This is a genomic window from Brucella haematophila (assembly GCF_005938105.1).
In the GTDB taxonomy this organism is placed as follows: Bacteria; Pseudomonadota; Alphaproteobacteria; order Rhizobiales; family Rhizobiaceae; genus Brucella; species Brucella haematophila.
In genome coordinates this window covers 134,128-159,037 of sequence record NZ_VCPE01000002.1, presented here as the reverse complement: position 1 = coordinate 159,037, position 24,910 = coordinate 134,128, and the positions used below count along the sequence as shown (strand labels likewise).

Sequence of the window (24,910 nt, the reverse complement as noted above, 5' to 3'; positions counted from 1 at the left end):
TGATCTGCTTCACAGCATTCCAAATATAGGCCATTTCGTGTCTATACCGAACACGCTCTATTTGTGAAAGTTTAACGAGAAAGTGTAGGATGCATTCGCATCTGGAGCGCGTATAGTAAATTCGGTAATGCCTTCAAGCTTTCCAGTCAGCGACGCTGTAACTTTGCCTGAAGCTCCAGTGTTCGTGTCATGTGCGCCGACAATGCCACCATTGGTTGGAGTATCCCAGCTGATGGCGTAATTACTCATTTCAAAGCCCTCGGCGGAAATCAACTGGAATTCGGCAACAGTCTTTTCATTGACATGCAAAGGGCTTTCAGGTGGTTTGATTAGTTTCAATTTATTGTTGAGACCGCCACCGACAAAAGTGCCTGTCACCGGATTCGATTTAACAGATCCATCATTAGTTTGTGCGGTCATTGTTAAGGTGATCGGAGTAAGCGGATAGCCAGTGGATGATGTATTTAACGTGACCCAACATATTGCAATACCATTCTCATCTGTAACAACTTCCTCTCTCCACTCATAACTGTTATATGCCGGGTCAAAATGGGGTTCGAAAAATACCGTTAAATTGGGTACTGGATTCTCTTCGCCGTCCAACACAGTTGCTTCTAGCAGCACCTTGGTGTCGTAGCGAAGTTCCTCATTAAGGTCTAGTTTGAGTATTATGCTACTCGGCGTTATGCCTTGTTTGCGAAAATTCAAAGGGAACTGGCATGTGGCATTCGCCAGTGGAACACGTGCTCTGAAATCGGCAACTCCCTTTCGAGTTCCCATGAGGGTCGCAGTAGCGTAACCGTGTGGATCGGTTTTTAGATCATGTTGTAAGATAGAAGCGCCATTGGTAGGGATATCCCAAATGACAGGATATTTTGTCAATGCAAGGTCTTCGAACGTCGACAATTTCAGTACGACTTCAAAAGGGGTGTCGGTATTTCCCGTTTTGCCATATGACAGGTTTTGCAATTGCAGCTTATTGTTCAGGCTCCCCCCAACAATGTCGAGCTCTACAGGCTCCGAAGTATGACTGAAGTCGTCGCTTGCGGTGACTGTTATTTTGGTAGGTGTGTCGGGGTAGCCATCATCTGTGCGGACAATGAACCAGACCGTTGCAATACCATCTGCGTCGGTATTTGGTTGAGGGCCTGTCTCTAAGTTAGTATATCCTTCGTATTTCCAATGCAAAGCCACGCCAGGTACTGGGTTTCCTTCGCTGTTTAGAGCTTTGGCGGTTATGGTCACATAGTCGTCGTATCGGATGCTATCAGGAGCAGGAGGAATTATCTTGATACTGCTGGGCTGTTGGCGGAAATATATTTGGAAGTCGGTGCGGGTGATGTTTGCTTTCGGAGCGCTAACGCTGAAGGTTGCGATTCCTTCGAGAGTTTGCTTGATCGTGGCTTGAGTTTCACCGTTTTCATTGGTCATAGGATGAATCTCAACGAAGATGGCACCGGTCGGGGGATTTCCCCAATCGACATAATAATTCGTCAAAGGATATCCTTTGCCGTCGGTGAGTTTTAACCTTATGTCAATCTGCTCGTTTGTGGGGAGAGATGTGGTTTCTTCTGGAAATGACAACTCCAATTTATTGTTGTGGCTGCCGCCGATGAATGTGAGATCGACCGGACCTTGCGTCAGCTCAGGAATAAACCCTTGCGTTGTAACCTTGACCTGAATTTTGATCGGGTCACCGATAGGGTAACCGGATGTTGTTTTGTAATAAAATGACGAGTTGCTATCTCCCTTATAGTCAGTAGTGGTGATTTTCTGATACTCCAGAACATCTCCGGCCGGCTTGCCATTGATAGTATATTCCCAAATCAGAGTGGCGCCCGATACAGGTCTACCGAGGCGAGCGGCAACTGCAGCACGTATGGGGACGTCAGTGTCGTACAGCACTTGATCATCAGCGGGCGGGTATAACCAGAGGCTATTATATTCATCGCGCGGAGAAGCCTCCTTCGTATCAAATGTATGTTCAATTTCGAGCACTGCATCCGGTTCGTCCTCGGGCCAGACAGCTAGGCGCACGGGCGTGTTTGCTTTATTATTAGCTGGTAGTTCTTGGATAGAGTTTTTGCTCTGGCCATTGTCGTCGGTCAGTGTCAAGGACTGGCTTAGGGTAGCGTTGCCCTCAGTAAGCTGCCATACGAGCCTTCGCTGGGCTAAGGGCTTTTGTCTGTTGTCTTCGAAGTATGCGTAAATATTGACATAATAGTCATTAAGTTTTATTTCATTTGAGCAATAATTATAATATAAATAACTTAAGGTGCTGTTGCCTTTTGTACGAATATAATCCGCCATTTCACTTTCCTATATTTTATAGGTTGAGGATTTATTGGTCGCATTCTGATTAAATATTCGAATGGAAATGTCGATTTTCTTCCGAATATTGTAGGGACGACAATGAAAGATCGAAGCGGATTCAACTACTGTAAAAAAAGGCGCAATATTTGTTTTTGTTGCGAGTTGCAAAAAAAGCAGTAGGCACACTTGTTTTGCAAAGCGTGAAAAAAGCTGAGCGCTGGCAGGTTTTAAAGTCCTGTGCCCGCGTTATGCAGATCTTGTATTCGTCTTTGGTGTAATAATAATGGTCCAGACCGGCTAAAAATTATTGACCGTTCGAGCTGTGTACATTCTCATCTCAGACCCAGATATCCTCAAGCTCAGGCCCGCACCGCGCTTCAAGAGGTCGCGGCGGGAGAGCTTCTTCTTTTCGTGGGTGGAAAGACCGTCGAAAACGGTTGTCATTCGGTTCTCCTCCTTTGCTTGCCCATCCGGAATGGATGGGCTGGCTGCGCGCCCCCGGCGAATTGTCGCCACCGGGAACGCTGGCGTCTGTCATGGCCGCTCCTCTCGGCCATGACAGGCGATACAGGTGCAGGGCGGCTTACTGGTAACGGCCGCCGCGCTGCAGAACTTCAATCTTGTACCCGTCCGGATCTTCGGCAAAGAAGAAGCGGGCGAGCTGCACGCCCTTGTTCTTGAAATCGACAAGCTTGCCGACCTTGAAACCAAGCGCGGTGAAGCGGGCATGTTCGGCGTCGACATCGTCCACGACCACGGCAAGGTGACCATATCCGTCGCCCAGATTATACGGTTCGGTGCGGCCCTTGTTGACCGTCAGCTCGACTTCGAAGTCGGCTTCTGCATTGCGCAGATAGATTAGCGTGAATGTTTCGAAATCAATGCGTTCGGCAATGTCGAGCTTGAAGGCCTGTTGGTAGAAGGAAACTGATTTTTCCTCGTCGAGAACGCGGATCATCGAATGAATGGCTTTAGCCACAAGTGACTCCTATTTCTTGCATGTCATTTTTGGCAGCGCTTCAGCAAAAGCGGCTTGCGATTGTCTCACTGGTTGTCGATTATGAAAGAAAAAACGACGGCGTGGTGGCAATCGGCTACCACAGCACAGTTCGCGCTCTAAAGGATGGAGGAACCCATGTGCAAGGTTTTCGCCGAGCAGGACCCGGAAGGCTACCGGCAGATCAATCGCTCCGTGCGCATTGGCGGGCATTCCACCAGCATTCAGCTGGAAGCCACATTCTGGCGCCTGTTGGATGAAATCGCGGCCAGCCAGAATCTGACCACGCCACGCTTTATCTCCACGCTCTATGATGAAGCGCTGGAGGCCAATGGCGCGATCCCGAATTTCGCCTCCATGCTGCGCACCACCTGCGCGCTTTATCTCATGGGACATCGCCCCGAAGCCGCCGTCTGTGAGGAAGCGGCCTGAATGAGGTATTGGCCTCTTGGTGAAATGGGAATAGGGGAGTAACAGTAAGGCAATATGGGAATAGGGGAGTAAGGGAATAGGTGGTCGCGCGGTGTGTTCGTTTCGAGGAACATACTGCCTTACTCCCCTATTCCCTTACTCCCCTAATCAAGGGAATCGAAATGGCAAGCGTAACGCGCGAACAGGTTCTGGAGCGGCTGAAGACCGTGACGGGACCGGACTTCGAAAGCGATGTTGTGTCGCTCGGACTGGTATCGGATATCTTTATTGCCGACGGCAAGGTCTTCTTCTCCATCACGGTTCCGGCGGAACGCGCAGACGGGCTGGAACCCATGCGGGTTGCAGCGGAAAAGGCCGTGAAGGAAATCCCCGGCGTTTCCGGTGCACTGGTCACGCTGACGGCGGAAAAGCGAGGCGGTCGCACCAGCGACGACGCTCCGCCGCCGCCAAAGCCGCAACCACGCCCTGCTGCTGCCGCACCTGCGCAGCATCGTCATCCCTCGCCACCGCAACGTGCGGCGCAAAAGCCCGGCATTCCCGGTGTCGGCGCGATCATCGCTGTCGCATCCGGCAAGGGCGGCGTGGGCAAGTCCACCACCGCGGTCAATCTCGCCCTCGGTCTGCAGGCCAATGGCTTGAAGGTCGGCATTCTCGACGCCGATATTTACGGGCCGTCCATGCCGCGTCTTCTGGGCCTTACCGGTCGTCCGGAAACGATTGAAGGCCGCATCCTGAAGCCGATGGAAAATTACGGCCTCAAGGTCATGTCCATGGGCTTCATGGTTGATGAGGAAACGCCGATGATCTGGCGCGGGCCGATGGTCATGTCGGCGCTGACGCAGATGCTGCGCGAAGTGGCTTGGGGTGAGCTTGACGTCCTCGTCGTCGACATGCCTCCGGGCACTGGCGATGCGCAATTGACGATGGCGCAACAGGTGCCGCTGGCTGGTGCGGTCGTCGTCTCGACGCCACAGGATCTGGCGCTGATCGACGCGCGCAAGGGCCTGTCCATGTTCCGCAAGGTGGATGTGCCGTTGCTCGGCATTGTCGAAAATATGAGCTACTTCATCGCGCCGGATACCGGCAAGCGCTACGACATTTTCGGTCATGGCGGCGCGCGCAAGGAGGCCGAGCGCCTCAATGTGCCGTTCCTCGGCGAAGTGCCGCTGCATATGGATATCCGCGCCCATTCGGATAATGGCACACCGGTCACGGTGGTCGATCCGGATAGTGAGCACGCGAAAATCTACCGCGATATCGCCTCGAAGGTCTGGGAAAACATGAAGGGCGGCAACGGGGCCGGTCGGCCAGCTCCGGCGATTGTCTTCGATTAAGGGAGTGGGGAGTAAGGCAGTAGGGGAATAAGTGAAAAGAGCGCTTGAACAAGGTTTCGGCCTTGCAAGCCTATTCCCCTATTCCCCTATTCCCCTATTCCCCTATTCCCCTATTCCCCTATTCCCCTATTCCCCTAACTGATCACGTAACCACCGACGGAGCGTCGCGTCCGCTGCGCTTCTTGACTTCGGCGATCTGTTCCGCAGCGTCGATCAGTGCGGCGAGTGTTTCCTGCGTATCGAGATTGTGCTTGGCGGTGTCCGCTTCATAGCGTTCGATATAGATGCGGATGGTTGCGCCCGACGTGCCGGTGCCCGACAGGCGAAGCACGACGCGCCCGCCATCGGGGAAATAGATGCGGATGCCCTGATGCTCGCTCACCGAATGGTCGACCGGATCATGATAGGCGAAGTCGTCGGCCTTCTCGATCTTCAAACCGTTGACCGTGGTGCCCGGCAGGCTCGAAAGCTTGTCGCGCAGGTCGGCCACCAGCTTGTTCGCGATATCCGAATCGACCGCTTCATAGTCGTGGCGGGTGTAATAATTGCGCCCGAAGCGCGCCCAATGTTCCTCGACAATGGCCTTCACGCTTTCCTTGCGCACGGCCAGAATGTTGAGCCAGAGCAGCACGGCCCACAGGCCGTCCTTCTCACGCACGTGATCGGAGCCCGTGCCGGAGCTTTCTTCGCCGCAGATCGTGACCTTGCCATTGTCCAGCAGATTGCCGAAGAATTTCCAGCCGGTCGGCGTTTCATACATGCCGATGCCGAGCTTTTCCGCGACACGGTCGGCGGCGGCGCTGGTCGGCATGGAACGCGCGATGCCCTTGATGCCGCCCTTATATCCGGGCGCCAGATGCGCATTGGCGGCAAGCATGGCGAGCGAATCGGAAGGGGTGACGAAAATGCCGCGCCCGATGATGAGGTTGCGGTCGCCATCACCGTCAGAGGCTGCACCGAAATCTGGTGCGTTGTCCGACATCAGCAGATCATAGAGATCCTTTGCATAGACGAGGTTTGGATCGGGGTGATGGCCGCCGAAATCCGGCAGCGGAACGAAATTGACGACGCTACCATCCGGCGCGCCGAGACGGCGCTCGAAAATTTCCTTGGCGTAAGGACCAGTCACGGCATGCATGGCGTCGAATTTGAGCCCAAAACCGCCCTTGATCATGGCGCGGATGGCGTCGAAATCGAACAGGCTTTCCATCAGTTCGGCATAGTCGGTCACCGGATCGAAAATGACGATCTCGGCGTCACCCAGCCTGGTGCTGCCGAGTTTGTCGATATCGACATCGGCCACCTCGGCGATTTTGTACTGATCGATCACCTTGGAGCGGGCGAAGATCGCCTCGGTGATCTTTTCCGGTGCCGGGCCGCCATTGCCGATATTGTACTTGATGCCGAAATCTTCCTTCGGGCCGCCTGGATTATGGCTGGCCGACAGTATCATGCCGCCGAAGGCCTTGTATTTGCGGATCATGTTGGATGCAGCCGGTGTCGACAGAATGCCGCCTTGGCCCACCATGATGCGACCGAAGCCGTTGGCGACCGCGATCTTGATGAGCTTCTGGATCACTTCGCGATTATAGAAGCGTCCGTCGCCGCCAACCACCAGCGTCTTGCCTTCAAAACCTTCCAGCACATCGAAAACTGACTGGATGAAGTTTTCGGCATAGTTGGGCTGCTGGAAAACAGGAACCTTCTTGCGCAGGCCTGAAGTGCCCGGTTGCTGATCTTGAAAAGGCGTGGTCGCGATCGTCTTGACGGTCATATCTTTCCCGTTCGATTCAATGAATTAAGCAGTCAATGTGTTGCCATTTGCGGTCATTGCAAGACAACATAGATCAAACTTATTGTTTGAAAATAACAAAGCGTGTGTTTGTGACGCGATGTGCTACAAATTTATCCGATGACCGACATGAACCACCATGGCCATGACGCCCGCGATGTCATGCGCCTGAAACGCGACGATGCCACCGGACTTGAAGCCGTTGCTGCGCGTTTTCACAGCCATGCCTATGACATGCATTTCCATGACGAATGGCTTGTCGGCGTAACACATGCGGGCGTGCAGGACTTTTTCTGTCGCGGCAAGCGGCGGCAGAGCACGCCGGGCCGGGTGATTCTCATCGAACCGGGCGAACGTCACGACGGGCAGGCGATTGAGGCGGACGGTTTCACTTACAATATGCTCTATATGCCGCAATCGCTGATCCGCGATGCAATGGGTGGCAATGACGCGCATATCGGCTTTCGCGAAACGCTGGCCGATGACCAGCAGTTGTTTCAAGCCATAGCACGTGCCTGCGAAGCGATCTTTCTGCAAGCGCCGCAGCTGATGGTCGAGGATTATCGCGATCAGGTTACGCAGCATCTGGCGCGGCATCTCGGGCAGGACGGGCCGGAAACAGGTGCGCCGCCGCATCCCGTTGCAGCCCGTGCGATGGAGTATCTGCGTGCGCGCTTCGATGAAGAATTCGGGCTGGATGAGCTGGCAAAAGCCGCAGGTGCTGCGGACCGATTTCAGCTTTCACGCGGGTTTCGACGTGAGTTCGGCACATCACCCCATGCCTTTCTGGTGCAGTTGCGGCTTGCCGAGGCGCGCCGGCTGTTGCGAGAGAAAGTGCCGCCAGCGGAAGCCGCCGCACTCAGCGGCTTTGCAGACCAAAGCCATATGGGGCGCTGGTTCCGGCGGGCTTATGGCATGACACCGGCAGCTTATCGTCGGGGGCGCACAAACGTTCCAGAAATTGCAGCCGCGAAGAGATAGGTCTTCTCTCGAACAGAGGAAGAACCGATGATTTTCGATACCAAAGTAGCCATTCTTGTCCTGAACGATTTGCCCGTCTGGCAAAAACTGAACGTGACTGCCTTCATCGCAACCGGCATATCCGGTGCCGTGCCTGATGCCATGGGCACGCCTTACGAAGATGCGTCAGGCCGCCGCCACGCGCCACTTCTGGGGCAGCCGATGCTGATTTTCGCCGCGACGCCGGAAATCCTGCAACGGGCATGGCAGCAATCGATCCAGCGCGATCTGGTGCGCGCGCCTTATGTGCAAGCCATGTTCGAGACCGGCCATGACGAAGCCAATCGCGCTGTGTTCAAGACAGAGCCGGCAGATGCGCCCGATCTGGTCGGGCTGGCGCTTTATGGTCCGAAGAAGGATATCGACAAGGCCATCAAGGGCGCTAGCCTGCATCCTTGAACAATACGCTCTGGTCGAACAGATAGCGGTTGGAGAGCGGCAGGCTTGCAGCACCCATTGCCTTGGCGTGGACGCCGACCTTGCCCTCTATGATCTCCGGCGCACTGAGACCCTGAAGATCAAGGCGGGAAAGTTCGGCCCGCGTTGCTTCGACAATGCGATGGCGAACACTTTCCGGCAGCCATCCATCAATGATGGCCGCTGGAAAATCGATGATCGACGCTGCGGCCACCGCTGCATGGGCAAGCCCGCGCGCGGCGAGTGCAATCCAGGCATCCAGCGGCTCGCCGAAATTGTGCCAGCTTTCGGGCGACAGCCAGAGATCGTCGGACGAGATGTTCCGCTCCTGCAACAGCCGCTCCAGCACGAAAAGCGAGGCTGTATCGATGAGCTGCAATGTCGCGCGCCCGTCTTCGGCGCTGCGCATGCGCATCGGCATGGAACCGAGTGCACCGGCATTGCCGGTGCGGCCCGGATAGAGCGTGTTGTTCAGCACCACGCCGCCGCCAATGAACGAGCCGATGAAGAAATAGACGAAATCGGTGAATTCCGGCCCGCGCCCGAAGGTCAGTTCCGCGCCACAGGCTGCCGTGCCGTCATTCTGGAGAAACACTGGAAACGGAAAGACCGCGCCGAAATCGTTGACGAGATCGGCATCGAGCCACGCATTCATGTCGGCGGCGGGCGCGCCCACTTCCTCAACCCAGTTCCACAGTTCAAAAGGCAGCGCGATGCCGAGGCCTGCAATGCGATCGCGCTTGTCCGGATCAAGTGCGGCGGTGAAAGCGGCAATACTGTCAAAGGCGAAATGGCGGATTTCGTCGGGTACTGGCCAGCGATAGGTGATGTGCCTGCGTTCGCGGATCGCGCCCAGAAAATCCATCAATATGATTTCCGCGCTGCGTCGCCCGATCTTGAGGCCGAAGGAGAAAACACCGTCGGCTGCAAGCCGCATCGGCATGGAAGGCTGGCCGACCCGCCCACGCACGCGCTCGCCTTGCGTGATCAGCCCGTCTTTTTCCAGAGCGCGAATGATGACGGAAACGGTCTGCGCCGAAAGGCCGGTCAGGCGCGCAATATCGGCCCGGGCCAGAGCGCCATGCCTGCGGACGAGCGCCAGAACCAACCGCTCATTATAGGCGCGCACACCGATCTGGTTGGAACCGCGATTGATATTCGCGCCCGGTTCGGCAAATTTCTGCATGGCAGGGCCGGGCGAACCTGCCGGTCCGTCCCTCGGCTCGGAAACGTCCTGTTCCGGATGATGCCTGACCATTTTCTCTCCCAAATCCCACGCTTGACACGACAGTTGCATTCTTCGTGATGCCGGTCTGCAACGAGCAATTTCCTGTGCTCCGGTGCTCACGTACGTTGAAGTACGCTCCGCTCCGGTGCTCGAAAATCACTCGTTTCGCCACGGCCTGACGAATTTGCAACTGTCGTGTTCGGGCACGGCGAGGTCCTAACCCATTCATCGCAGGAGAAAAAGCCCTCTTCTTTGGGATATGAAATAAAAACAAAAGCTTACGCGGCAAGTTACCTGCTTTTGCAGCGCGGTCTCCTGCTTCCCTCGGCTTTCTCCTCCGATGGTGAGAGTGACACAGCACATTAATAAATCAAGTGGATTTATTAATTGACTCTGTTTCAAAGCCGTGTTTTCCTCATGGCATGCCGGGGGAAAAGGACCGGTATCACTCTGGGAGGAGTTCATGAAGAAGACAGTTCTGTCGGCGGCCTTTGCTGCCTTCACGCTTGGTGTTGCAGCACTGCCTGCGCAGGCTGCCGATGTTGGCGCATGCCTCATTACCAAGACCGACACCAATCCCTTTTTCGTCAAGATGAAAGAAGGCGCTGTCGCCAAGGCCAAGGAGCTGGGCGTCAACCTCAAGACCTATGCGGGCAAGATTGACGGCGATTCAGAAAGTCAGGTTGCAGCCGTTGAAACCTGCATCGCCGATGGCGCCAAGGGCATTCTCATCACGGCTTCCGACACCAAGGGCATCGTGCCGACGCTGCAAAAGGCGCGTGATGCTGGTCTTCTGATCATCGCGCTCGACACGCCGCTGGAACCGGCCGATGCGGCAGACGCGACTTTTGCGACCGACAATTTCATGGCCGGTGAACTGGTCGGCAAATGGGCTGCATCAACGCTTGGCGACAAGGCCAAGGATGCGCGCGTTGCCTTCCTCAACCTGACAGCCTCACAGCCCAGCGTCGACGTTCTGCGCGATCAGGGCTTCGATGTCGGTTTCGGTATTGACCCGAAGGACAAGAGCAAGCTTGGCGATGAAGACGATCCGCGCATCGCTGGTCGCGATCTGACCGATGGCAATGAAGAAGGCGGCCGTCGCGCCATGGAAAACCTTCTCCAGAAAGATCCGACCATCAATGTCGTGCACACGATCAACGAACCTGCCGCTGCTGGCGCTTATGAAGCGCTGAAGGCAGTGGGTCGTGAAAAGGACGTGCTGATTGTTTCCATCGATGGCGGCTGCCCCGGCGTGAAGAATGTTGCAGCTGGCGTGATTGGTGCAACCTCGCAGCAATATCCGTTGCAGATGGCGTCGCTTGGCATCGAGGCGATCAAGAAGTTTGCCGATACCGGCGAAAAGCCAAAGCCGACCGAAGGCAAAACTTTCGTCGATACGGGCGTGACGCTCGTCACCGACAAGCCTGTCGATGGCGTTCCGTCGATCGACACCAAGACGGCGCTGGGCAAGTGCTGGGGTTGATCCGTCGTTGAAACGTCGGGAAATGCCGGCCTGGCGGGTCTTTGCACTACAGTTGCAAATTCGTCAGGCCGTGGCGAAACGAGTGATTTTCGAGCACCGGAGCACAGGAAATTGCTCGTTGCAGACCGGCATCACGAAGAATGCAACTGTAGTGTCAGATTTGCCGGACCGTTCTGCGGGCGAAAGCAGGAGACAATCATGAGTGAGCCACAGGCGGCTTCCGCTGCAAAAAAACCGTCGATGCAGGCGTTTGAAACAACCCTGTCGCAAAGCGCAACCGACGTCGCCTCCTTCGATGCGGGCGATCGTTCGACCGTTTACCGCGTCCGCCAGTTTCTGCATCACAATCCGGCAGCCGTGCCGCTGATCGTGTTGGTTCTGTCGTTGGTGGTGTTCGGCGTCACATTGGGCGGCAAGTTCTTCTCCGCCTTTGCGCTCACGCTCATTCTCCAGCAGGTCGCTATCACAGGCATCGTGGCCGCAGCGCAAACGCTGGTCATTCTCACTGCCGGTATCGATCTTTCGGTCGGCGCGATCATGGTGCTGTCATCGGTGGTGATGGGCCAGTTCACTTTCCGCTATGGTCTGCCAGCCGAGCTTTCCATCGTGCTTGGCTTTGCAACCGGCGCGCTTTGCGGCTTCATCAACGGCTTTCTTGTCGCTTATGTTCGCCTGCCGCCCTTCATCGTCACGCTCGGCATGTGGCAGGTGATTCTGGCGACAAATTTCCTCTATTCGGCCAATGAAACCATCCGGGCGCAGGAGATCACCGCGCAAGCGCCGATCCTGCAATTTTTCGGCGAGAGCATTCGCGTCGGCGGTGCTGTGTTTACTTATGGCGTGATCGCCATGGTGCTTTTGGTGCTGTTGCTCTGGTATGTGCTGAACCACACCGCCTGGGGCCGCCATGTCTACGCCATCGGCGATGATCCGGAGGCCGCAAAGCTGTCCGGCGTTTCGGTCAAGCCGATCCTGATGTCGGTCTATGTTCTGGCCGGTATCATCTGCGCTCTGGCTGGCTGGGCAATGATTGGTCGCCTTGGTTCCGTGTCGCCGACTGCAGGCCAGTTCGCCAATATCGAGTCCATCACGGCTGTGGTGATCGGCGGCATCTCGCTCTTCGGCGGGCGCGGCTCCATCCTCGGCACCATGTTCGGTGCGCTGATTGTCGGCGTGTTCTCGCTCGGCCTGCGCCTTTGGGGCACCGATCCGCAATGGACCTATCTCCTGATCGGCGTTCTCATCATCGCCGCTGTTGCCATCGACCAATGGATCAGAAAGGCTGCCGCATGACAAACTCGGCTACACCTGTTCTCTCGGCAAAAGGTCTGGTCAAGCGTTATGGCCGCGTTACCGCGCTCGACCATGCCGATTTCGATCTCTATCCGGGCGAAATCCTCGCCGTTATCGGCGATAATGGCGCGGGTAAATCATCGCTCATCAAGGCGCTGTCCGGCGCGATCAAGCCCGACGAAGGTGAAATCCAGCTCGATGGCAAGCCGGTCAGCTTCCATTCGCCGATGGAAGCCCGGCATGCGGGTATCGAGACAGTTTACCAGAACCTCGCTCTTTCGCCCGCGCTTTCCATCGCTGACAATCTGTTTCTCGGGCGGGAAATCCGCCGCAAGGGACCGCTCGGTTCGGTATTCCGTATGCTCGACCGAGGCGCGATGGAGAAGATCGCCCGCGATAAGCTGACGGAGCTGGGTCTGATGACCATCCAGAATATCGGTCAGGCGGTGGAGACGCTGTCCGGCGGGCAGCGTCAGGGCGTTGCGGTGGCGCGCGCAGCCGCTTTCGGGTCCAAGGTCGTGATCATGGATGAGCCAACGGCAGCGCTCGGCGTCAAGGAATCGCGCCGTGTGCTGGAACTGATTCAGGACGTCAAGGCGCGGGGCATGCCGATAGTGCTCATCTCGCATAACATGCCGCATGTGTTCGAAGTGGCCGACCGCATCCATATTCACCGGCTCGGACGTCGGCTGACGGTGATCGACCCGAAGGAATATTCGATGTCTGACGCCGTGGCTCTGATGACGGGCGCAATGCGACCGAAGGCCGAGGCTGCATAGTTTTCTTGAGCGGGCCCCTCGAATCGCTGCATCTGTCAGCCCACCCATCGGCAAGGACAGAATACGGAAACCGGACATGACGCCTATCGACCGCGAAGCCCTGCCTTCAGAAATTCTTGCGCGGCTTGCCAAGGATGATGGCCGGTTGATCGTCGCGATTGCCGGCCCTCCGGGCGCAGGCAAGTCTACGATCTCTGAAGAGCTGCGCGCTGCCCTTAACAACGGCGATGACGCACCGTCCATCGTCGTGCCGATGGACGGGTTTCACCTCGACGATGTGATTCTCGATCAGCGTGGTCTGCGCAGTCGCAAAGGATCGCCGCCGACTTTCGATTGCGCCGGGTTTGCAGCGTTGCTCGAACGGCTGAAACAAGTGCGGGAGGAAGTGTTCATTCCGGTGTTCGACCGTTCGCTGGAGCTTTCCCGTGCGGCGGCCTCGGTGGTCGGCCCCGAGCATCGGGTGCTTCTGGTCGAAGGCAATTATCTGCTGCTTGACCAGCAACCATGGTCAAGACTGGCGCCATTTTTCGACATGACGATCCGCCTCGATGTGCCTTTTCCGGTACTGGAACGGCGATTGATCGACCGCTGGCTCTCTTTCGGTTTCGACGAGGAGACGGCGCGCAACCGCGCACTTTCCAACGACATTCCCAATGCGCAACTCGTTGTGGGACAATCGCGCCAGGCGGATTTTGTCGTGGTCTCGGACGGGCGATAACGGGGAATTGCTGCTTTCAAGGCTTGCGAGGACGCGCTTGCGTCTGCATGATGGGCAAAACTCGTCGTATTCTGCAATTTCCGATCGGAATAATCCCCAATGACCGATTATGTCTTCGCGCCGCGCCCGCAGCCGTTTCTGCCCGTGAAGGGAACAGATGCGCTTTTCCCCGTGCACCGCATCTATTGCGTCGGTCAGAATTATGCCGATCACGCCATCGAAATGGGCGGTGATCCGACCCGCAACCCTCCGTTCTTCTTCCAGAAAAATCCGGACAGCCTGGTCATCAATGGCGGTGATTTTCCCTATCCGCCCAAGACAGAGGATGTGCATCACGAGATCGAGCTGGTGATTGCATTGAAGACCGGCGGCATCGACATTCCGGTCGAACAGGCGCTGGATCACGTTTTCGGCTATGCGGTCGGCATCGACATGACGCGGCGCGACCTGCAAGCGGTCGCTAAAAAGGCCGGTCGTCCGTGGGAAGTCGCCAAGGCTTTTGAACATTCCGCACCGTGCTCGGCCATTGCGCCTGTATCCGATGTGGGCCACCCGCAGTCGGCCTCGATTTCGCTTTCCATCAATGGTGAGACGCGCCAGTCCGGTGATCTCAACCAGATGATCTGGAAAGTGGCCGAAACGATTTCCTATCTCTCGTCGCTCTTTGAGCTGCAACCGGGCGATCTTATATTCACAGGCACGCCCGCAGGCGTCGGCCCCGTGCAGCGCGGCGACCGTCTCGTGGGCAAGGTGGATGGTGTCGGCAGCGTGTCCGTAACGGTTGTCTGAGATTATTAAGCGCATCCCGAAAAGTGGGCACCGGTTTTCGGATAAGATGTGCGTTCTATAAAACAGTTAGAGCGCCGATCCAATCAGATCGAAACGCGCTCTAAGCGGAGGAGACAGAATGAGCACCTATCTTCCCGATGATGTGCATGATGCTTTGGAGCGCGTCATCGCTGAGAAGCATCCGGGTCTGAACCTGACAGAGGCCATAACGCTGATTTTGCGCAAATGGCTGGTTCATGAAGGCTATCTGCCGACGGCGCCGGAACATGGCACGCCGCCGGAAGAACTGAATGCGACCAATGATGATTAGCGCGTCCGAAACAACGCCGAAGCACCAGAGCCGGGGCGACAAGTGACGATGGCAAAGCATTCAAAGCAGGGGGCGGGTCGCAAGGCGGCGCTCGGCAAACGCCTTTTGATTCTCACGATTCTGGCTATTTTGCTGGTCATCGCGCTTATCTGGATGAGCATTTATCTCTTCGATCCAAACGGTGGGCTGGACTTCGACGATCTTGGGATTTTTGCCTTGGATTTCAATGTCATAGATACGATGCTGCCACGCATTCTTTGAGCGTGTTAATCCTTTTGTTACCATTTGAAATATTCATTTTGGCGCGACGCTGACGTTTAGAGCTTCCGCTTTTCGTCTTTTGCGTGGTACAGAACTGTCATCGACCGAAAGAATATTGACTGCAACGGGCTTCCTGGAGGCCGTTAAGCCAAGAGGATCTGGATGGCATTCGAGGACATCAAGGCGGAAATTGCGCTGCTGTTTGAGCAAATGGTGAATCAGCCGCAGGACGCCCATGAAATCCGCGAAACGGTTCGCGAAAAGCTGAATGCGCTCCGTGCGAACGGTTTGCCGCTGCCTGACGATCTGGTCGAGCTTGAAAAACGCATCGAAAAAGATTTCGATTCCTGAGAACGGGTCCAGCTATGCGTTTCGCGCTTTTTTCTTCTGCATCCGCTTCCCTTGCACGCAAGGGTGTCCTGCTTTTGGGCTGCGCCGTGGCGCTGAGCGCCTGCAATACCACCAATGATGGCAAGCCGGTCAAAACGGCTCTGATTTCCCCCGCCGATACCGCACCCCAAACGAGTGCAGCGGGCGCCACTATCGACGCTACCGCGCCGCAGGCTGTTGCTGTGGCGGGTGCGCCTGCCGCCGCAACCGCAACTGCGGTTCCGGGTGCTGCGGCTGCTCCTGCCGCTGGCGCTGCCGTCGGCACGACTGCAACGGCCATGGCTGCTGGTCCGGCTGCAACAGGCGGCGCTGCCGCTATTGCCGCTGCCACCACAACGGACGGTACTACCGTTCCCGGCGTGCCAGCAGCGGGTGCCGAAGCCGTTGCTTCTGCCGAGCCGGTTTTGCCTGCCGCTGTTCCTATTCCCGGCGAACGCGGCGTTTCGCAGCCGATGATGGCCTATGCCGGCGCACGTGCTGCCGCTTCGCCTGCTTCGGTTGCCGCCAACATGGCTTTTGAGACGCCGGAGAACGCGCCGAAAGATCTCGATGCGCTGATTGCCAAATATTCCGTCGCTTATGATGTGCCTGAGCGTCTTGTGCGCCGGGTTGTGCATCGCGAAAGCCGCTTCAATCCCGGTGCGCGCAATGGACCCTATTGGGGTCTGATGCAGATCAGCCATCCGACGGCACGCGGCATGGGCTATAAGGGCGCGCCGAAGGGCTTGCTTGATGCCGAAACCAACCTGAAATACGCCGTTCGCTATCTGTCGGGTGCGTATAAGGTTGCCGGCGGCAATGAAAGCCAGGCCGTGCGTTACTATGCACGCGGCTATTATTACGATGCTAAGCGTCAGGGCATGCTGGAAGAAACCGGCATGGATGGCGGTTTCCGCAATGGCCCGACACGCGATGCCGCAGCTTCTATCGAGCCAGTTTCCCTGCCAAGCGGTTCGTCCGCGCCGCTGCCGGGTGTTGCGCCGATCCAGGCTTCTTACGCGCCTGCCGCGCAGTAAGCTTATCCCGGCGGCGCTTGGTCGCCGGTTTAAATCTCGACATCGATTGGCGCATCGGCCCAAAAGTCGGAATCGATTTTTGGAAAGCACGATGCGTTTAACTGTCATATTGACGCTGTAGAGCAATGGCAGTTTGCTGTCTGAACATCGGACAGGGCGAAGATTATGAAACTGCCAGATACTATTAAATGGCATTACGACAGGGCGGAGCTCTGGGCGGATGGCGTCATCCATGTGCTCGGCGTGGCGCTGGCCTTTGCCGGTGCAATCGCCATGCTGATCTATTTCCTGCCCAACAGTCCCGCATCGACGTCGATTTCTTCCAGCGTCTATCTGGCGTGCCTTCTGGGCGCACTCGGTATTTCGGCGGTCTATAATATCTGGCCGGTCTCGCCGACCAAGTGGTTCCTGCGCCGTTTCGATCATTCGGCCATCTATCTGCTGATTGCCGGAACCTACACACCTTTCGCCATGCATATGGGCGACCGTGCCGTACCGCTGCTTCTTTTCGTGTGGGGTGTGGCTTTCATCGGCATCATGCTGAAGCTTTTCCTGCCCGGCCGTTTCGACCGGCTGTCGATCCTGCTTTATCTGGCACTCGGATGGAGCGGCATCATGGTTTACGACACGATTGTTCAATCGCTGCCGCCGACCGTGTTCTGGCTGATTGCAGCAGGCGGCATCGTGTATTCGCTGGGCGTGATCTTTCACGTCTGGCAACAGCTGCGTTTTCAGAATGCCATCTGGCATGGCTTTGTCGTGGTTGGGGCGATGCTGCATTATTGCGCTGTGTTCTTCGTCGGCGCGTGGAACTGAAATACTCAATGGAAGTCTCGTGACTTCGGCATGATCCGCACATTTCTGGGGTGATGCGCCATTTGTGACGGCGGGACGAGGCGTTGCGCCTCGCGCCCGCTGAGATCCAGCAGGGCACCGGAGCGATCCTCGATCTTGGCCGCCACCACATGCACCACGCCTTCCGGGCTGCGCTGGATGCGGCCATCGATGCGGACGAGACGAGCACCCATCACCTCGCGGCGAAATGCTTTCATGATCTTCGGCCAGACGACGATATTGGCAATGCCGGTTTCGTCTTCGATGGTGAGAAACACAACGCCCTTCGCGCTGCCGGGGCGCTGGCGAACGGTCACGATGCCTGCCACCTTCATCCGGCGGCTATCGGTGCTTTCCTGCACAGCGCGGCAGGTGGAGACACCTTCCGCCGTCAGCCCCTCGCGTAAATATTGCAGCGGATGCCCTTTCAGCGAAAGCCGGGTCGTCTCGTAATCGGCAATGACATGTTCCGCCGCGGCCATTTCGGGCAGCTTGGTGCGCGGTTCTTCCGCCAGTTCGCTTGTGGATGCAGCCCGAAACAGCGGCAGGGTTTCATCATTGGGCAGGCGGCGCACAGCCCAGAGTGCTGCGCGACGGTCGATATCGAGCGAGCCGAAAGCATCGGCATCGGCGAGCGCGGTGAAGGCCCGCCGGTCGAGGCGCAGGCGGCGATGCATATCCTCAATGGTGCGATAAGGCTCATGCCGGTCGGCAAGCAGCAGATCAGCATCCCGGCTGGCAAAGCCGTCGATCTGGCGGAAGCCCAGCCGCACAGCTGGTTGCGGGCCGGGGATGTCTTCGAGAAGATTATCCCATTGGCTGAAATTCACATCGACGGGCAGGACCGTCACGCCATGCTCACGCGCATCGCGCACGATCTGCGCCGGGGCATAAAAACCCATCGGCTGCGAGTTGAGCAGGGCGGCGGCAAAGACTTCCGGGTGATGATGCTTGATCCACGCGGAAATATAGACCAGATGCGCAAAGCTTGCCGCATGGCTTTCCGGAAAACCATATTCACCGAAGCCCTTGATCTGGTTGAAGCAGTTCTCGGCGAAGGTCCGGTCGTAGCCGCGCTTCACCATGCCGTCGATCATCTTTTCCTGCATGGTGTGGATGGTGCCCATCTTGCGGAAAGTCGCCATGGCACGGCGCAATTGGTTGGCTTCGTCGGGCGTGAATTTCGCCGCTTCGATGGCAATACGCATAGCCTGTTCCTGAAACAGCGGCACGCCTTTGGTCTTGTCCAATATCTGCCGCAGCTCGTCCGGTGGCCCATGTTCCGGGGCAGGCGACGGCAGGGTGTTGGGCTCCTGTCCGTTTCTTCGTCGCAGATAGGGATGCACCATATCGCCCTGAATCGGGCCGGGACGTACAATGGCGACCTGGATGACGAGATCGTAGAACTCCTTCGGTTTCAGACGCGGCAGCATGTTCATCTGCGCGCGGCTTTCTACCTGAAATACGCCGAGCGAATCCCCCTTGCAGAGCATGTCATAGACGGCTTCATCTTTGCGGGGCAGGGTGGCGAGGGTCATTTTTTGACCACCATAAAGCTGCGGCTTGTGCTGGTGAATGAGGTCGAAAGCCTTGCGGATGCAGGTGAGCATGCCGAGCGACAGCACATCCACTTTCATCAGCCCCACTTCATCGATGTCATCCTTGTCCCATTCGATGAAATAACGGTCTTCCATAGCTGCCGGGCCGATGGGTACAGTCTCGTCCAGACGGTCGCGTGTGAGCACAAAGCCCCCCACATGCTGCGACAGGTGGCGCGGAAAGCCGATCAGCTCTATGGCAAGTTCCACGGCGCGACGGATCACCGGATTTTCCGGGTCGAGGCCTGCCTGACGAATATGCTGTTTGTCGATGCCGCCGCCGGATATGCCCCAGACCGTATTGGCAAGCGCCGCCGTCACATCTTCGGTCAGTCCCAGCGCCTTGCCGACATCACGGATCGCACTGCGGGAACGATAGCTGATGACGGTCGCAACAATTGCCGCGCGGTCGGTGGTGTAGCGATTATAGACATATTGCATCACCTCCTCGCGTCGTTCGTGTTCAAAATCGACGTCGATATCCGGCGGTTCCTTGCGCTCGGCGGAAATGAAGCGCTCGAACAGGAGATCGACTTCGGTCGGGTCCACACCGGTTACACCGAGGCAATAGCACACGACGGAATTTGCCGCCGAGCCACGCCCCTGGCACAGAATATCTTGCGAGCGGGCATAGCTCACAATGTCATAGACGGTCAGGAAATAGGCCGCATATTGCAGCTTTTCGATCAGTGCCAGCTCCTTGTGGATCAGCGCCTGCACCTTTTCCGGAATGGTATCCGCGCCGTAATGTCGGGCAGCACCTTCCCAGGCCAGATCATGCAAATGCTGTTGCGGCGTCTTTCCCGGTGGCACAGGCTCATCGGGATAGTCATATTTCAACTCATCGAGCTGGAAGGTGATGGGCGCGGTGAAATCGGCGGTCGCAGCAATCGCCTGCGAATAGGCGCGGAAAAGCCGTACCATTTCCCGCGCTGGCTTCAGATGGCGCTCGGCGTTTTTCTCCAGCAGCCGCCCGGCGGCAAAAACCGTGCTGTGATGGCGGGTTGCGGTCAGCACATCCTGAAGCGCACGGCGGTCGGGATGGTGATAGAGCACATCATTGGTGGCGAGAAGCGGCACGCCCGCGTCTGCTGCAAAACGGGCGATGCGTTCGGCCCGGCGACCGTCATGGCCCTGATGCGGCATGGCGAGCGCCAGCCAGACACAGCCTTGCGCCGCCGTGGCGATTTCCGACAGGCGCGTCGAAAAGTCAGGATCGTCGTCTTCCGGAGGCATGACGGCGATCTGAAACTGTCTGGCGCGAAACAACAGGTCGGCCCAGAGCAGATGGCATTCGCCCTTGATGGCAGCGCGCCTTTTGCCCTCGGTCAGGAGGCGGCACAATTGGCCATAAGCAGGCCGGTCGCGCGGATAGACGACCATATCCGGCGTGCCGTCGATGAAGGACAGGCGGCAGCCGATGAAAAGCCGGAAGTCGCTTTTGTCACGAAAATCTTTCCAGGCGGCATGCGCCCGCACCACACCGGCCAGCGTGTTGCGATCGGCAATGCCGATGCCGGACAGGCCAAGTTCGTGCGCGCGCAACACCAGTTCCTGCGGATGCGATGCGCCGCACAGGAAGGAGAAATTGCTGGCGACAGCCATTTCATAATAAGCGGGGTTTCTGCCGATATGGGTCATCAGGCAAACAACCCATGCAGAAACCAGCGCGGATGATTGGCGCCGTCATAAAGCCCTTCGCGGAAAATCCAGAAACGCTGGCCGTTCTCATCCTCCACCCGGTAATAATCGCGCAGTTCCGGCACGTCATGACCGATGGAAAGCCACCATTCCGGCTCGATCCGCTCTGGCCCCTCGGCAAGGCGAATATGATGGCGAACCCGCCGCCACAGGAAGAACGAAGGCGGACTGTCAGGCACTTCCGCCACGCTTTCGATGGGCTGCGGCGGACGAAACAATTTTATGGGACGCGCTGGCGGATCACCGGCCAGTGCCGGGCCGCTTTCATAGTCGGTCTGGCTTGCGCGGCTGCCATGCAGGGCAGGGCGCAGGCCAAAAGCGCGCTCCGGCATATGCGTATCGCGCGCGAAGGGCACCAGCACGCGTTCCGGCCCCAGACGCGCCGAGAGCCGGTCGATCAGCTGGCTGAAACCGGCATCGTCTTCCTCATGCTGGTCCAGCCCGGTCTGGCGTTGTGCGACCGCGGCGCTGCGCAAGGCGGCAAGCCTGATCATGTCGAAACCAAAACCGGCATCCAGCGGATCAGTAAGGGCATTGAGCCTTTCGCGCGCAAGACGCAGAAAAACCCTGTCGTCGCGCAGAGGTTGGCCAGTTTCGATATGGATATGGCGTATCGCGCCATCCACCCGGAAGAAAGTCGCTTCGATCAGAAGCGCGCCTTTGCCTTCCGTCTCAAGCCGGGCGAACAGCTCCAGCGCCAGTTCCTGCAAGATGCGCTCCACCAGTTCCATGGCGGTCACAGGCTCGGAGAGGCGGCGTTCAGTCGTTGCGAGCGGTACCATGCGCAGCGGCGAGATGGGCGCGCGCTCCTGCCGTGTCAGGCGACCGAGACGGGTGGCGAGATCTGGACCGAAGCGCGCGGTGAGGGCGGCACGCGGCAGCGCCATCACATCGCCGATCCGTTTCAGACCCGCACGTTTGAGGCCGGTTTCAGCGGCAGCGGCCAGTTCAAGTGCGGAAAGCGGCAGGCGTGGCAACACGGCGTCGGCCTGCGCCTTGTCGAATACACCGCCTCTCGTACCTCGGGCGAGAAGCCGCGCAGCAAAACTGTTATCGGCAATGGCCGCCTGTATGTGCAGACCGGCGCGCTCGATGCGTCGGATCACATCGGCATGCATGGCGGTTAAGACACCGAACAGATGCGCGCAGCCGGTAATGTCCAGCATCAACCCGTGCGGCGGATCGAAGGCGACAAGCGGCGTATAGCGTTCGCACCAATGGGCCATTCCTTTGAGCAGGGCGGCATCGCGCTCCGGCTCGGCATTGGCCACATCAAGTCTTTCCACGCGCGCTCGCGCATCGGTCAGCGCCATGCCGGGATAAAGCCCGAGCTTGGCGGCATTGACGTCGATGGCCGTCAGCCGCAGCGCATTGGCGGTGCGCTCGGTAATGACAAGCGGCAGCGCGTCGGATGCTTGCCCGGAGGACGCATCAGATCGCCCGGCGCGGTGCAGCCTGTCCGTCGGCAGAAACGGAAACCACAGCGCCATGAACGCCATGGAGGACGCCATGGATGCCGACGCTACCGCTTCCTTCCCGTTCTCTGATGCCGAATTCAAGGGTTTCATTGTTCCATTCCATGATCCACTGGCCGCATGTGCCATGACGGTTGCGCTCCAGAACGGCCAGAAAGGCCGGTTTCCCGGGCGCATTGGCCCCGCTGGAGCGCGAGGGCGCAGGGGCCACACGCCATCGGCTGACGGCAGCGCTTTGCACGCCGGTGCGATGGCTTCGAAGCAGGATGACCGGCAGTTGCGCTGTCTCCGCTGCCAGCAGCAGGCGGCGTGAGGCCGTCAGGTCGAGGCATTTCGGCTGGCCGGTTATCGAGGCAACGATGCCGGAAACCAGATGCGAAGCCTTGCCGCCGGTTCCTGCTTCCAGCACATCATTGGCGGCCTTCAGCACATCCTGCGCATTCGGACAGCGCACGATCAGCAGCCGGTGCGGATCGATGCCGAAAGCATACAGTCCCGGCGGGTAGAGCCCGCCATACTCGCTTGTCGCCGTTTCCTCCTCGATCCAAATGATCGGTCGCTGCTTCTGTGTGGCTCGCAATGCCATGGCGAGCGCAAAGCCCGTTGCCGCCATATGCGCACCGGGATTTTCCGCGAAAACCTCATGCAAGGCATCGCCAGCAAACCCATGCGGAAAGGCGGTGTCCGCCGCCGCATGGCCAAGCGCGAAGCTGTTTGCGCGCCCGAAACCGGCACCTGTATCGCCAGCAAAGTTTCCTTGCGGATCGTTGCCTTCAATGGCGGTAACCATGCGCCGCAACGTCGCGATGTCGATGCCGCTCACGTCAAAATTCCTGTAATCTGTCTGTGTTTGATTGCGCGGTTCCGGAGGCAAGCCTGCCTGCCTGTTTTGCCGAAGTCGCTTTCGTTCTCTATTTGTTCCAGTATTGAATCGACTCTGAAAAGAGTCAAGCAGGGAAACGTCCGATCCCTGTCGGCGTGTCGGATTCTTCATAGAAAAGAAAATTCAGGCAAAGAAAAACGCCCTCCGATGAGGGAGGGCGTTTCCAGAACGGTAGACCTTAGGCTGTTGAGATTCTGGCGCTGGTGAGCTGAAAATGGTGGTTTTCGAGAACCGGCGCGCAGCGTACTTAAAGGTACGTGAGCACCGGAAGCGCAGAAAACGGCCATTTGCAGGCCATCAGAGCCTGAAGATCAATGCCTAACGGCGGTCGCGCGCGGCGAGCGTCCGCAGGCGCAGCGCGTTGAGCTTGATGAAGCCCGCTGCATCCTTCTGGTCGTAAGCGCCCTGATCGTCTTCGAAGGTCACGAGCTTGTCGGAATAAAGCGACTTGTCCGACTCACGGCCGATCACCATCACATTGCCCTTGTAGAGCTTGAGAGTGACTTCGCCTTCGACGTTCTTCTGGCTGAGATCGATTGCGGCCTGCAGCATTTCGCGTTCCGGCGAGAACCAGAAGCCGTAATAGATCAGTTCCGCATAGCGCGGCATCAGCTCGTCCTTGAGGTGAGCAGCACCGCGGTCGAGCGTGATCGATTCGATGGCGCGGTGAGCTGCCAGCAGGATCGTGCCGCCCGGCGTTTCGTAGACGCCACGCGACTTCATGCCGACGAAGCGGTTTTCCACGAGGTCGAGACGACCGATGCCGTTGTCGCGGCCATATTCATTGAGCTTGGCAAGAAGCGTTGCAGGCGAAAGACGCTGGCCATTGATCGAAACGGCGTCGCCCTTTTCAAAGCCGATCTTGATGATCGTTGCCTTGTCGGGCGCTGCTTCCGGCGAAATGGTGCGCATATGCACATATTCTGGTGCTTCGAGTGCCGGATCTTCCAGAACCTTGCCCTCGGACGAGGAGTGCAGCAGGTTGGCATCGACGGAGAACGGCGCTTCGCCCTTCTTGTCCTTGGCAACCGGAATCTGGTGCTGTTCGGCGAATTCGAGCAGATGCGTGCGGCTCTTGAACGACCAGTCGCGCCATGGAGCGATGATCTTGATGTCCGGGTTCAGGGCATAAGCGGAAAGCTCGAAGCGAACCTGATCGTTGCCCTTGCCGGTCGCGCCGTGCGCAATGGCGTCTGCGCCGGTCTTCTTGGCAATCTCGATGAGATGCTTGGAAATCAGCGGACGGGCAATCGACGTGCCGAGCAGATAAACGCCTTCATAGACGGCATTGGCGCGGAACATCGGGAAAACGAAATCGCGCACGAATTCTTCGCGCACATCCTCAATGAAGATTTCCTTGATGCCCAGCATTTCCGCTTTCTTGCGTGCCGGTTCAAGTTCTTCGCCCTGACCCAGATCGGCAGTGAAAGTCACGACTTCCGCGCCGAGCTCCGTCTGAAGCCATTTCAGGATGATCGAGGTGTCGAGACCGCCCGAATAGGCGAGTACGACCTTCTTAACGTCTTTCCACTTGCTCATAGTCAACTTCCGATACGATGGATGCCCCATTGTCCGCTCGGGAAGAGCATCCGCAGGGCTTGGGAATTGGATGTTGCTGTCCTTTTATCAGTTGCTAAGCCACGTGCAAGCAGGATGGCTGCGACTTATCGAAAAGACCAGAGAATCCAGTAGCGGCGAGATTTGATTCGCGTTAGAGCATTTCCAGCAAAAGTGCGAAGCGTCTACGCGGGGAAATCAGTCCACTGGACTGATTTCTGATCCCGCTTCGATGCATAGGATAATGCTCAAAGCAAACCAAATAGAGCGGTTCCGACGATTCTGTC

At 57.5% G+C, this 24,910-nt stretch carries 22 protein-coding genes; 14 read left to right on the top strand and 8 right to left on the bottom strand.

The annotated features are described in order from the left end of the window. Positions 1 to 57: 57 nt before the first annotated feature. Both FGI60_RS03540 and FGI60_RS03530 read right to left on the bottom strand, forming a co-directional pair. A complete protein-coding gene (locus FGI60_RS03540) occupies positions 58 to 2,310 on the bottom strand; it encodes an Ig-like domain-containing protein (RefSeq protein ID WP_138783972.1) in 2,253 nt (750 codons plus the stop codon). A gap of 586 nt (positions 2,311 to 2,896) precedes the next feature. After that, on the bottom strand, positions 2,897 to 3,292 hold the full coding sequence (locus tag FGI60_RS03530) for a VOC family protein (protein ID WP_138783971.1): 396 nt from the start codon (positions 3,290 to 3,292) through the stop codon (positions 2,897 to 2,899). A gap of 156 nt (positions 3,293 to 3,448) precedes the next feature. Between FGI60_RS03530 and FGI60_RS03525 the strand changes: the two genes are divergently transcribed. Next, positions 3,449 to 3,742, top strand: a complete 294-nt coding sequence (locus tag FGI60_RS03525; RefSeq protein ID WP_006471202.1) for a ribbon-helix-helix domain-containing protein — start codon at positions 3,449 to 3,451, stop codon at positions 3,740 to 3,742. Positions 3,743 to 3,903: 161 nt separating this feature from the next. Then, positions 3,904 to 5,076 carry an iron-sulfur cluster carrier protein ApbC gene (apbC, locus tag FGI60_RS03520; RefSeq protein ID WP_138783970.1) on the top strand — a complete coding sequence of 391 codons (1,173 nt, stop codon included), beginning with the start codon at positions 3,904 to 3,906 and terminating at the stop codon, positions 5,074 to 5,076. Between the two features lie 142 nt (positions 5,077 to 5,218). Here the strand turns inward: apbC and FGI60_RS03515 are convergent, their stop codons facing one another. Next, a complete protein-coding gene (locus tag FGI60_RS03515) occupies positions 5,219 to 6,850 on the bottom strand; it encodes an alpha-D-glucose phosphate-specific phosphoglucomutase (protein ID WP_138783969.1) in 1,632 nt (543 codons plus the stop codon). A gap of 138 nt (positions 6,851 to 6,988) precedes the next feature. Here FGI60_RS03515 and FGI60_RS03510 point away from each other — a divergent pair, with 138 nt between their 5' ends. Together FGI60_RS03510 and FGI60_RS03505 are read left to right on the top strand one after the other, a co-directional pair. Continuing rightward, positions 6,989 to 7,849, top strand: a complete 861-nt coding sequence (locus FGI60_RS03510) for an AraC family transcriptional regulator (protein ID WP_138783968.1) — start codon at positions 6,989 to 6,991, stop codon at positions 7,847 to 7,849. Between the two features lie 27 nt (positions 7,850 to 7,876). After that, a complete protein-coding gene (locus tag FGI60_RS03505) occupies positions 7,877 to 8,287 on the top strand; it encodes a DUF2000 domain-containing protein (RefSeq protein WP_138783967.1) in 411 nt (136 codons plus the stop codon). On the opposite strand, the gene FGI60_RS03500 is transcribed toward FGI60_RS03505, so the two are convergent. Beyond that, a complete protein-coding gene (locus tag FGI60_RS03500) occupies positions 8,271 to 9,563 on the bottom strand; it encodes an ROK family transcriptional regulator (protein ID WP_138783966.1) in 1,293 nt (430 codons plus the stop codon). The two genes, FGI60_RS03505 and FGI60_RS03500, sit on opposite strands and share 17 nt — an antisense overlap. A 433-nt stretch (positions 9,564 to 9,996) precedes the next feature. Here FGI60_RS03500 and FGI60_RS03495 point away from each other — a divergent pair, with 433 nt between their 5' ends. From FGI60_RS03495 to trhA, 10 genes are all read left to right on the top strand, one after another. Further along, a complete protein-coding gene (locus FGI60_RS03495; protein ID WP_138783965.1) occupies positions 9,997 to 11,019 on the top strand; it encodes a sugar ABC transporter substrate-binding protein in 1,023 nt (340 codons plus the stop codon). Positions 11,020 to 11,217: 198 nt separating this feature from the next. Next, on the top strand, positions 11,218 to 12,312 hold the full coding sequence (locus FGI60_RS03490; RefSeq protein ID WP_138783964.1) for an ABC transporter permease: 1,095 nt from the start codon (positions 11,218 to 11,220) through the stop codon (positions 12,310 to 12,312). Further along, positions 12,309 to 13,091 (top strand): ATP-binding cassette domain-containing protein, encoded by a 783-nt coding sequence (locus FGI60_RS03485; protein WP_078339948.1) that lies wholly within the window; start codon positions 12,309 to 12,311, stop codon positions 13,089 to 13,091. The genes FGI60_RS03490 and FGI60_RS03485 overlap by 4 nt, the downstream gene beginning before the upstream one ends. 76 nt (positions 13,092 to 13,167) lie before the next feature. Further along, positions 13,168 to 13,809 carry a nucleoside/nucleotide kinase family protein gene (locus FGI60_RS03480; RefSeq protein WP_138783963.1) on the top strand — a complete coding sequence of 214 codons (642 nt, stop codon included), beginning with the start codon at positions 13,168 to 13,170 and terminating at the stop codon, positions 13,807 to 13,809. A gap of 99 nt (positions 13,810 to 13,908) precedes the next feature. Then, positions 13,909 to 14,598, top strand: a complete 690-nt coding sequence (locus tag FGI60_RS03475; RefSeq protein WP_138783962.1) for a fumarylacetoacetate hydrolase family protein — start codon at positions 13,909 to 13,911, stop codon at positions 14,596 to 14,598. A 118-nt stretch (positions 14,599 to 14,716) separates the two neighbouring features. Continuing rightward, positions 14,717 to 14,908 carry a hypothetical protein gene (locus tag FGI60_RS03470; protein WP_138783961.1) on the top strand — a complete coding sequence of 64 codons (192 nt, stop codon included), beginning with the start codon at positions 14,717 to 14,719 and terminating at the stop codon, positions 14,906 to 14,908. 48 nt (positions 14,909 to 14,956) lie between these two features. After that, a complete protein-coding gene (locus FGI60_RS03465; RefSeq protein ID WP_078339952.1) occupies positions 14,957 to 15,169 on the top strand; it encodes a hypothetical protein in 213 nt (70 codons plus the stop codon). 162 nt (positions 15,170 to 15,331) lie between these two features. Beyond that, entirely contained in the window at positions 15,332 to 15,520 is a 189-nt protein-coding gene (locus FGI60_RS03460; RefSeq protein WP_078339953.1) for a hypothetical protein, read from the top strand. Positions 15,521 to 15,534: 14 nt separating this feature from the next. After that, a complete protein-coding gene (locus tag FGI60_RS03455) occupies positions 15,535 to 16,575 on the top strand; it encodes a lytic transglycosylase domain-containing protein (protein ID WP_138783960.1) in 1,041 nt (346 codons plus the stop codon). 165 nt (positions 16,576 to 16,740) lie between these two features. After that, positions 16,741 to 17,391, top strand: coding sequence for a PAQR family membrane homeostasis protein TrhA (gene trhA / locus FGI60_RS03450; protein ID WP_138783959.1), 651 nt, complete (start codon positions 16,741 to 16,743; stop codon positions 17,389 to 17,391). Positions 17,392 to 17,396: 5 nt separating this feature from the next. Here trhA and FGI60_RS03445 read toward each other — a convergent pair whose 3' ends face one another. From FGI60_RS03445 to FGI60_RS03430, 4 genes are all read right to left on the bottom strand, one after another. Next, the gene (locus FGI60_RS03445) at positions 17,397 to 20,648 is read right to left on the bottom strand and encodes an error-prone DNA polymerase (protein WP_138783958.1); all 3,252 of its coding nucleotides are present in this window, start codon (positions 20,646 to 20,648) and stop codon (positions 17,397 to 17,399) included. Next, positions 20,648 to 22,099, bottom strand: a complete 1,452-nt coding sequence (locus tag FGI60_RS03440) for a Y-family DNA polymerase (RefSeq protein WP_138784230.1) — start codon at positions 22,097 to 22,099, stop codon at positions 20,648 to 20,650. Before FGI60_RS03440 ends, FGI60_RS03445 begins: the two co-directional genes overlap by 1 nt. A gap of 40 nt (positions 22,100 to 22,139) precedes the next feature. After that, positions 22,140 to 23,006, bottom strand: a complete 867-nt coding sequence (locus FGI60_RS03435; protein ID WP_138783957.1) for an ImuA family protein — start codon at positions 23,004 to 23,006, stop codon at positions 22,140 to 22,142. A gap of 378 nt (positions 23,007 to 23,384) precedes the next feature. After that, positions 23,385 to 24,605, bottom strand: coding sequence for an argininosuccinate synthase (locus FGI60_RS03430; protein WP_109368119.1), 1,221 nt, complete (start codon positions 24,603 to 24,605; stop codon positions 23,385 to 23,387). Positions 24,606 to 24,910 lie beyond the last annotated feature (305 nt).

What these genes read in the sequence shown, in the direction of transcription:
- FGI60_RS03460 (WP_078339953.1), top strand. Translation starts at nt 15,332, where the DNA reads ATGGCATTCGAGGACATCAAGGCGGAAATTGCGCTGCTGTTTGAGCAA.
- FGI60_RS03500 (WP_138783966.1), bottom strand. Translation starts at nt 9,563, where the DNA reads ATGGTCAGGCATCATCCGGAACAGGACGTTTCCGAGCCGAGGGACGGA.
- FGI60_RS03480 (WP_138783963.1), top strand. Translation starts at nt 13,168, where the DNA reads ATGACGCCTATCGACCGCGAAGCCCTGCCTTCAGAAATTCTTGCGCGG.
- FGI60_RS03470 (WP_138783961.1), top strand. Translation starts at nt 14,717, where the DNA reads ATGAGCACCTATCTTCCCGATGATGTGCATGATGCTTTGGAGCGCGTC.
- FGI60_RS03525 (WP_006471202.1), top strand. Translation starts at nt 3,449, where the DNA reads ATGTGCAAGGTTTTCGCCGAGCAGGACCCGGAAGGCTACCGGCAGATC.
- FGI60_RS03515 (WP_138783969.1), bottom strand. Translation starts at nt 6,850, where the DNA reads ATGACCGTCAAGACGATCGCGACCACGCCTTTTCAAGATCAGCAACCG.
- FGI60_RS03490 (WP_138783964.1), top strand. Translation starts at nt 11,218, where the DNA reads ATGAGTGAGCCACAGGCGGCTTCCGCTGCAAAAAAACCGTCGATGCAG.
- trhA (WP_138783959.1), top strand. Translation starts at nt 16,741, where the DNA reads ATGAAACTGCCAGATACTATTAAATGGCATTACGACAGGGCGGAGCTC.
- apbC (WP_138783970.1), top strand. Translation starts at nt 3,904, where the DNA reads ATGGCAAGCGTAACGCGCGAACAGGTTCTGGAGCGGCTGAAGACCGTG.
- FGI60_RS03485 (WP_078339948.1), top strand. Translation starts at nt 12,309, where the DNA reads ATGACAAACTCGGCTACACCTGTTCTCTCGGCAAAAGGTCTGGTCAAG.
- FGI60_RS03540 (WP_138783972.1), bottom strand. Translation starts at nt 2,310, where the DNA reads ATGGCGGATTATATTCGTACAAAAGGCAACAGCACCTTAAGTTATTTA.
- FGI60_RS03495 (WP_138783965.1), top strand. Translation starts at nt 9,997, where the DNA reads ATGAAGAAGACAGTTCTGTCGGCGGCCTTTGCTGCCTTCACGCTTGGT.
- FGI60_RS03505 (WP_138783967.1), top strand. Translation starts at nt 7,877, where the DNA reads ATGATTTTCGATACCAAAGTAGCCATTCTTGTCCTGAACGATTTGCCC.
- FGI60_RS03445 (WP_138783958.1), bottom strand. Translation starts at nt 20,648, where the DNA reads ATGACCCATATCGGCAGAAACCCCGCTTATTATGAAATGGCTGTCGCC.
- FGI60_RS03510 (WP_138783968.1), top strand. Translation starts at nt 6,989, where the DNA reads ATGACCGACATGAACCACCATGGCCATGACGCCCGCGATGTCATGCGC.
- FGI60_RS03465 (WP_078339952.1), top strand. Translation starts at nt 14,957, where the DNA reads ATGGCAAAGCATTCAAAGCAGGGGGCGGGTCGCAAGGCGGCGCTCGGC.
- FGI60_RS03455 (WP_138783960.1), top strand. Translation starts at nt 15,535, where the DNA reads ATGCGTTTCGCGCTTTTTTCTTCTGCATCCGCTTCCCTTGCACGCAAG.
- FGI60_RS03430 (WP_109368119.1), bottom strand. Translation starts at nt 24,605, where the DNA reads ATGAGCAAGTGGAAAGACGTTAAGAAGGTCGTACTCGCCTATTCGGGC.
- FGI60_RS03475 (WP_138783962.1), top strand. Translation starts at nt 13,909, where the DNA reads ATGACCGATTATGTCTTCGCGCCGCGCCCGCAGCCGTTTCTGCCCGTG.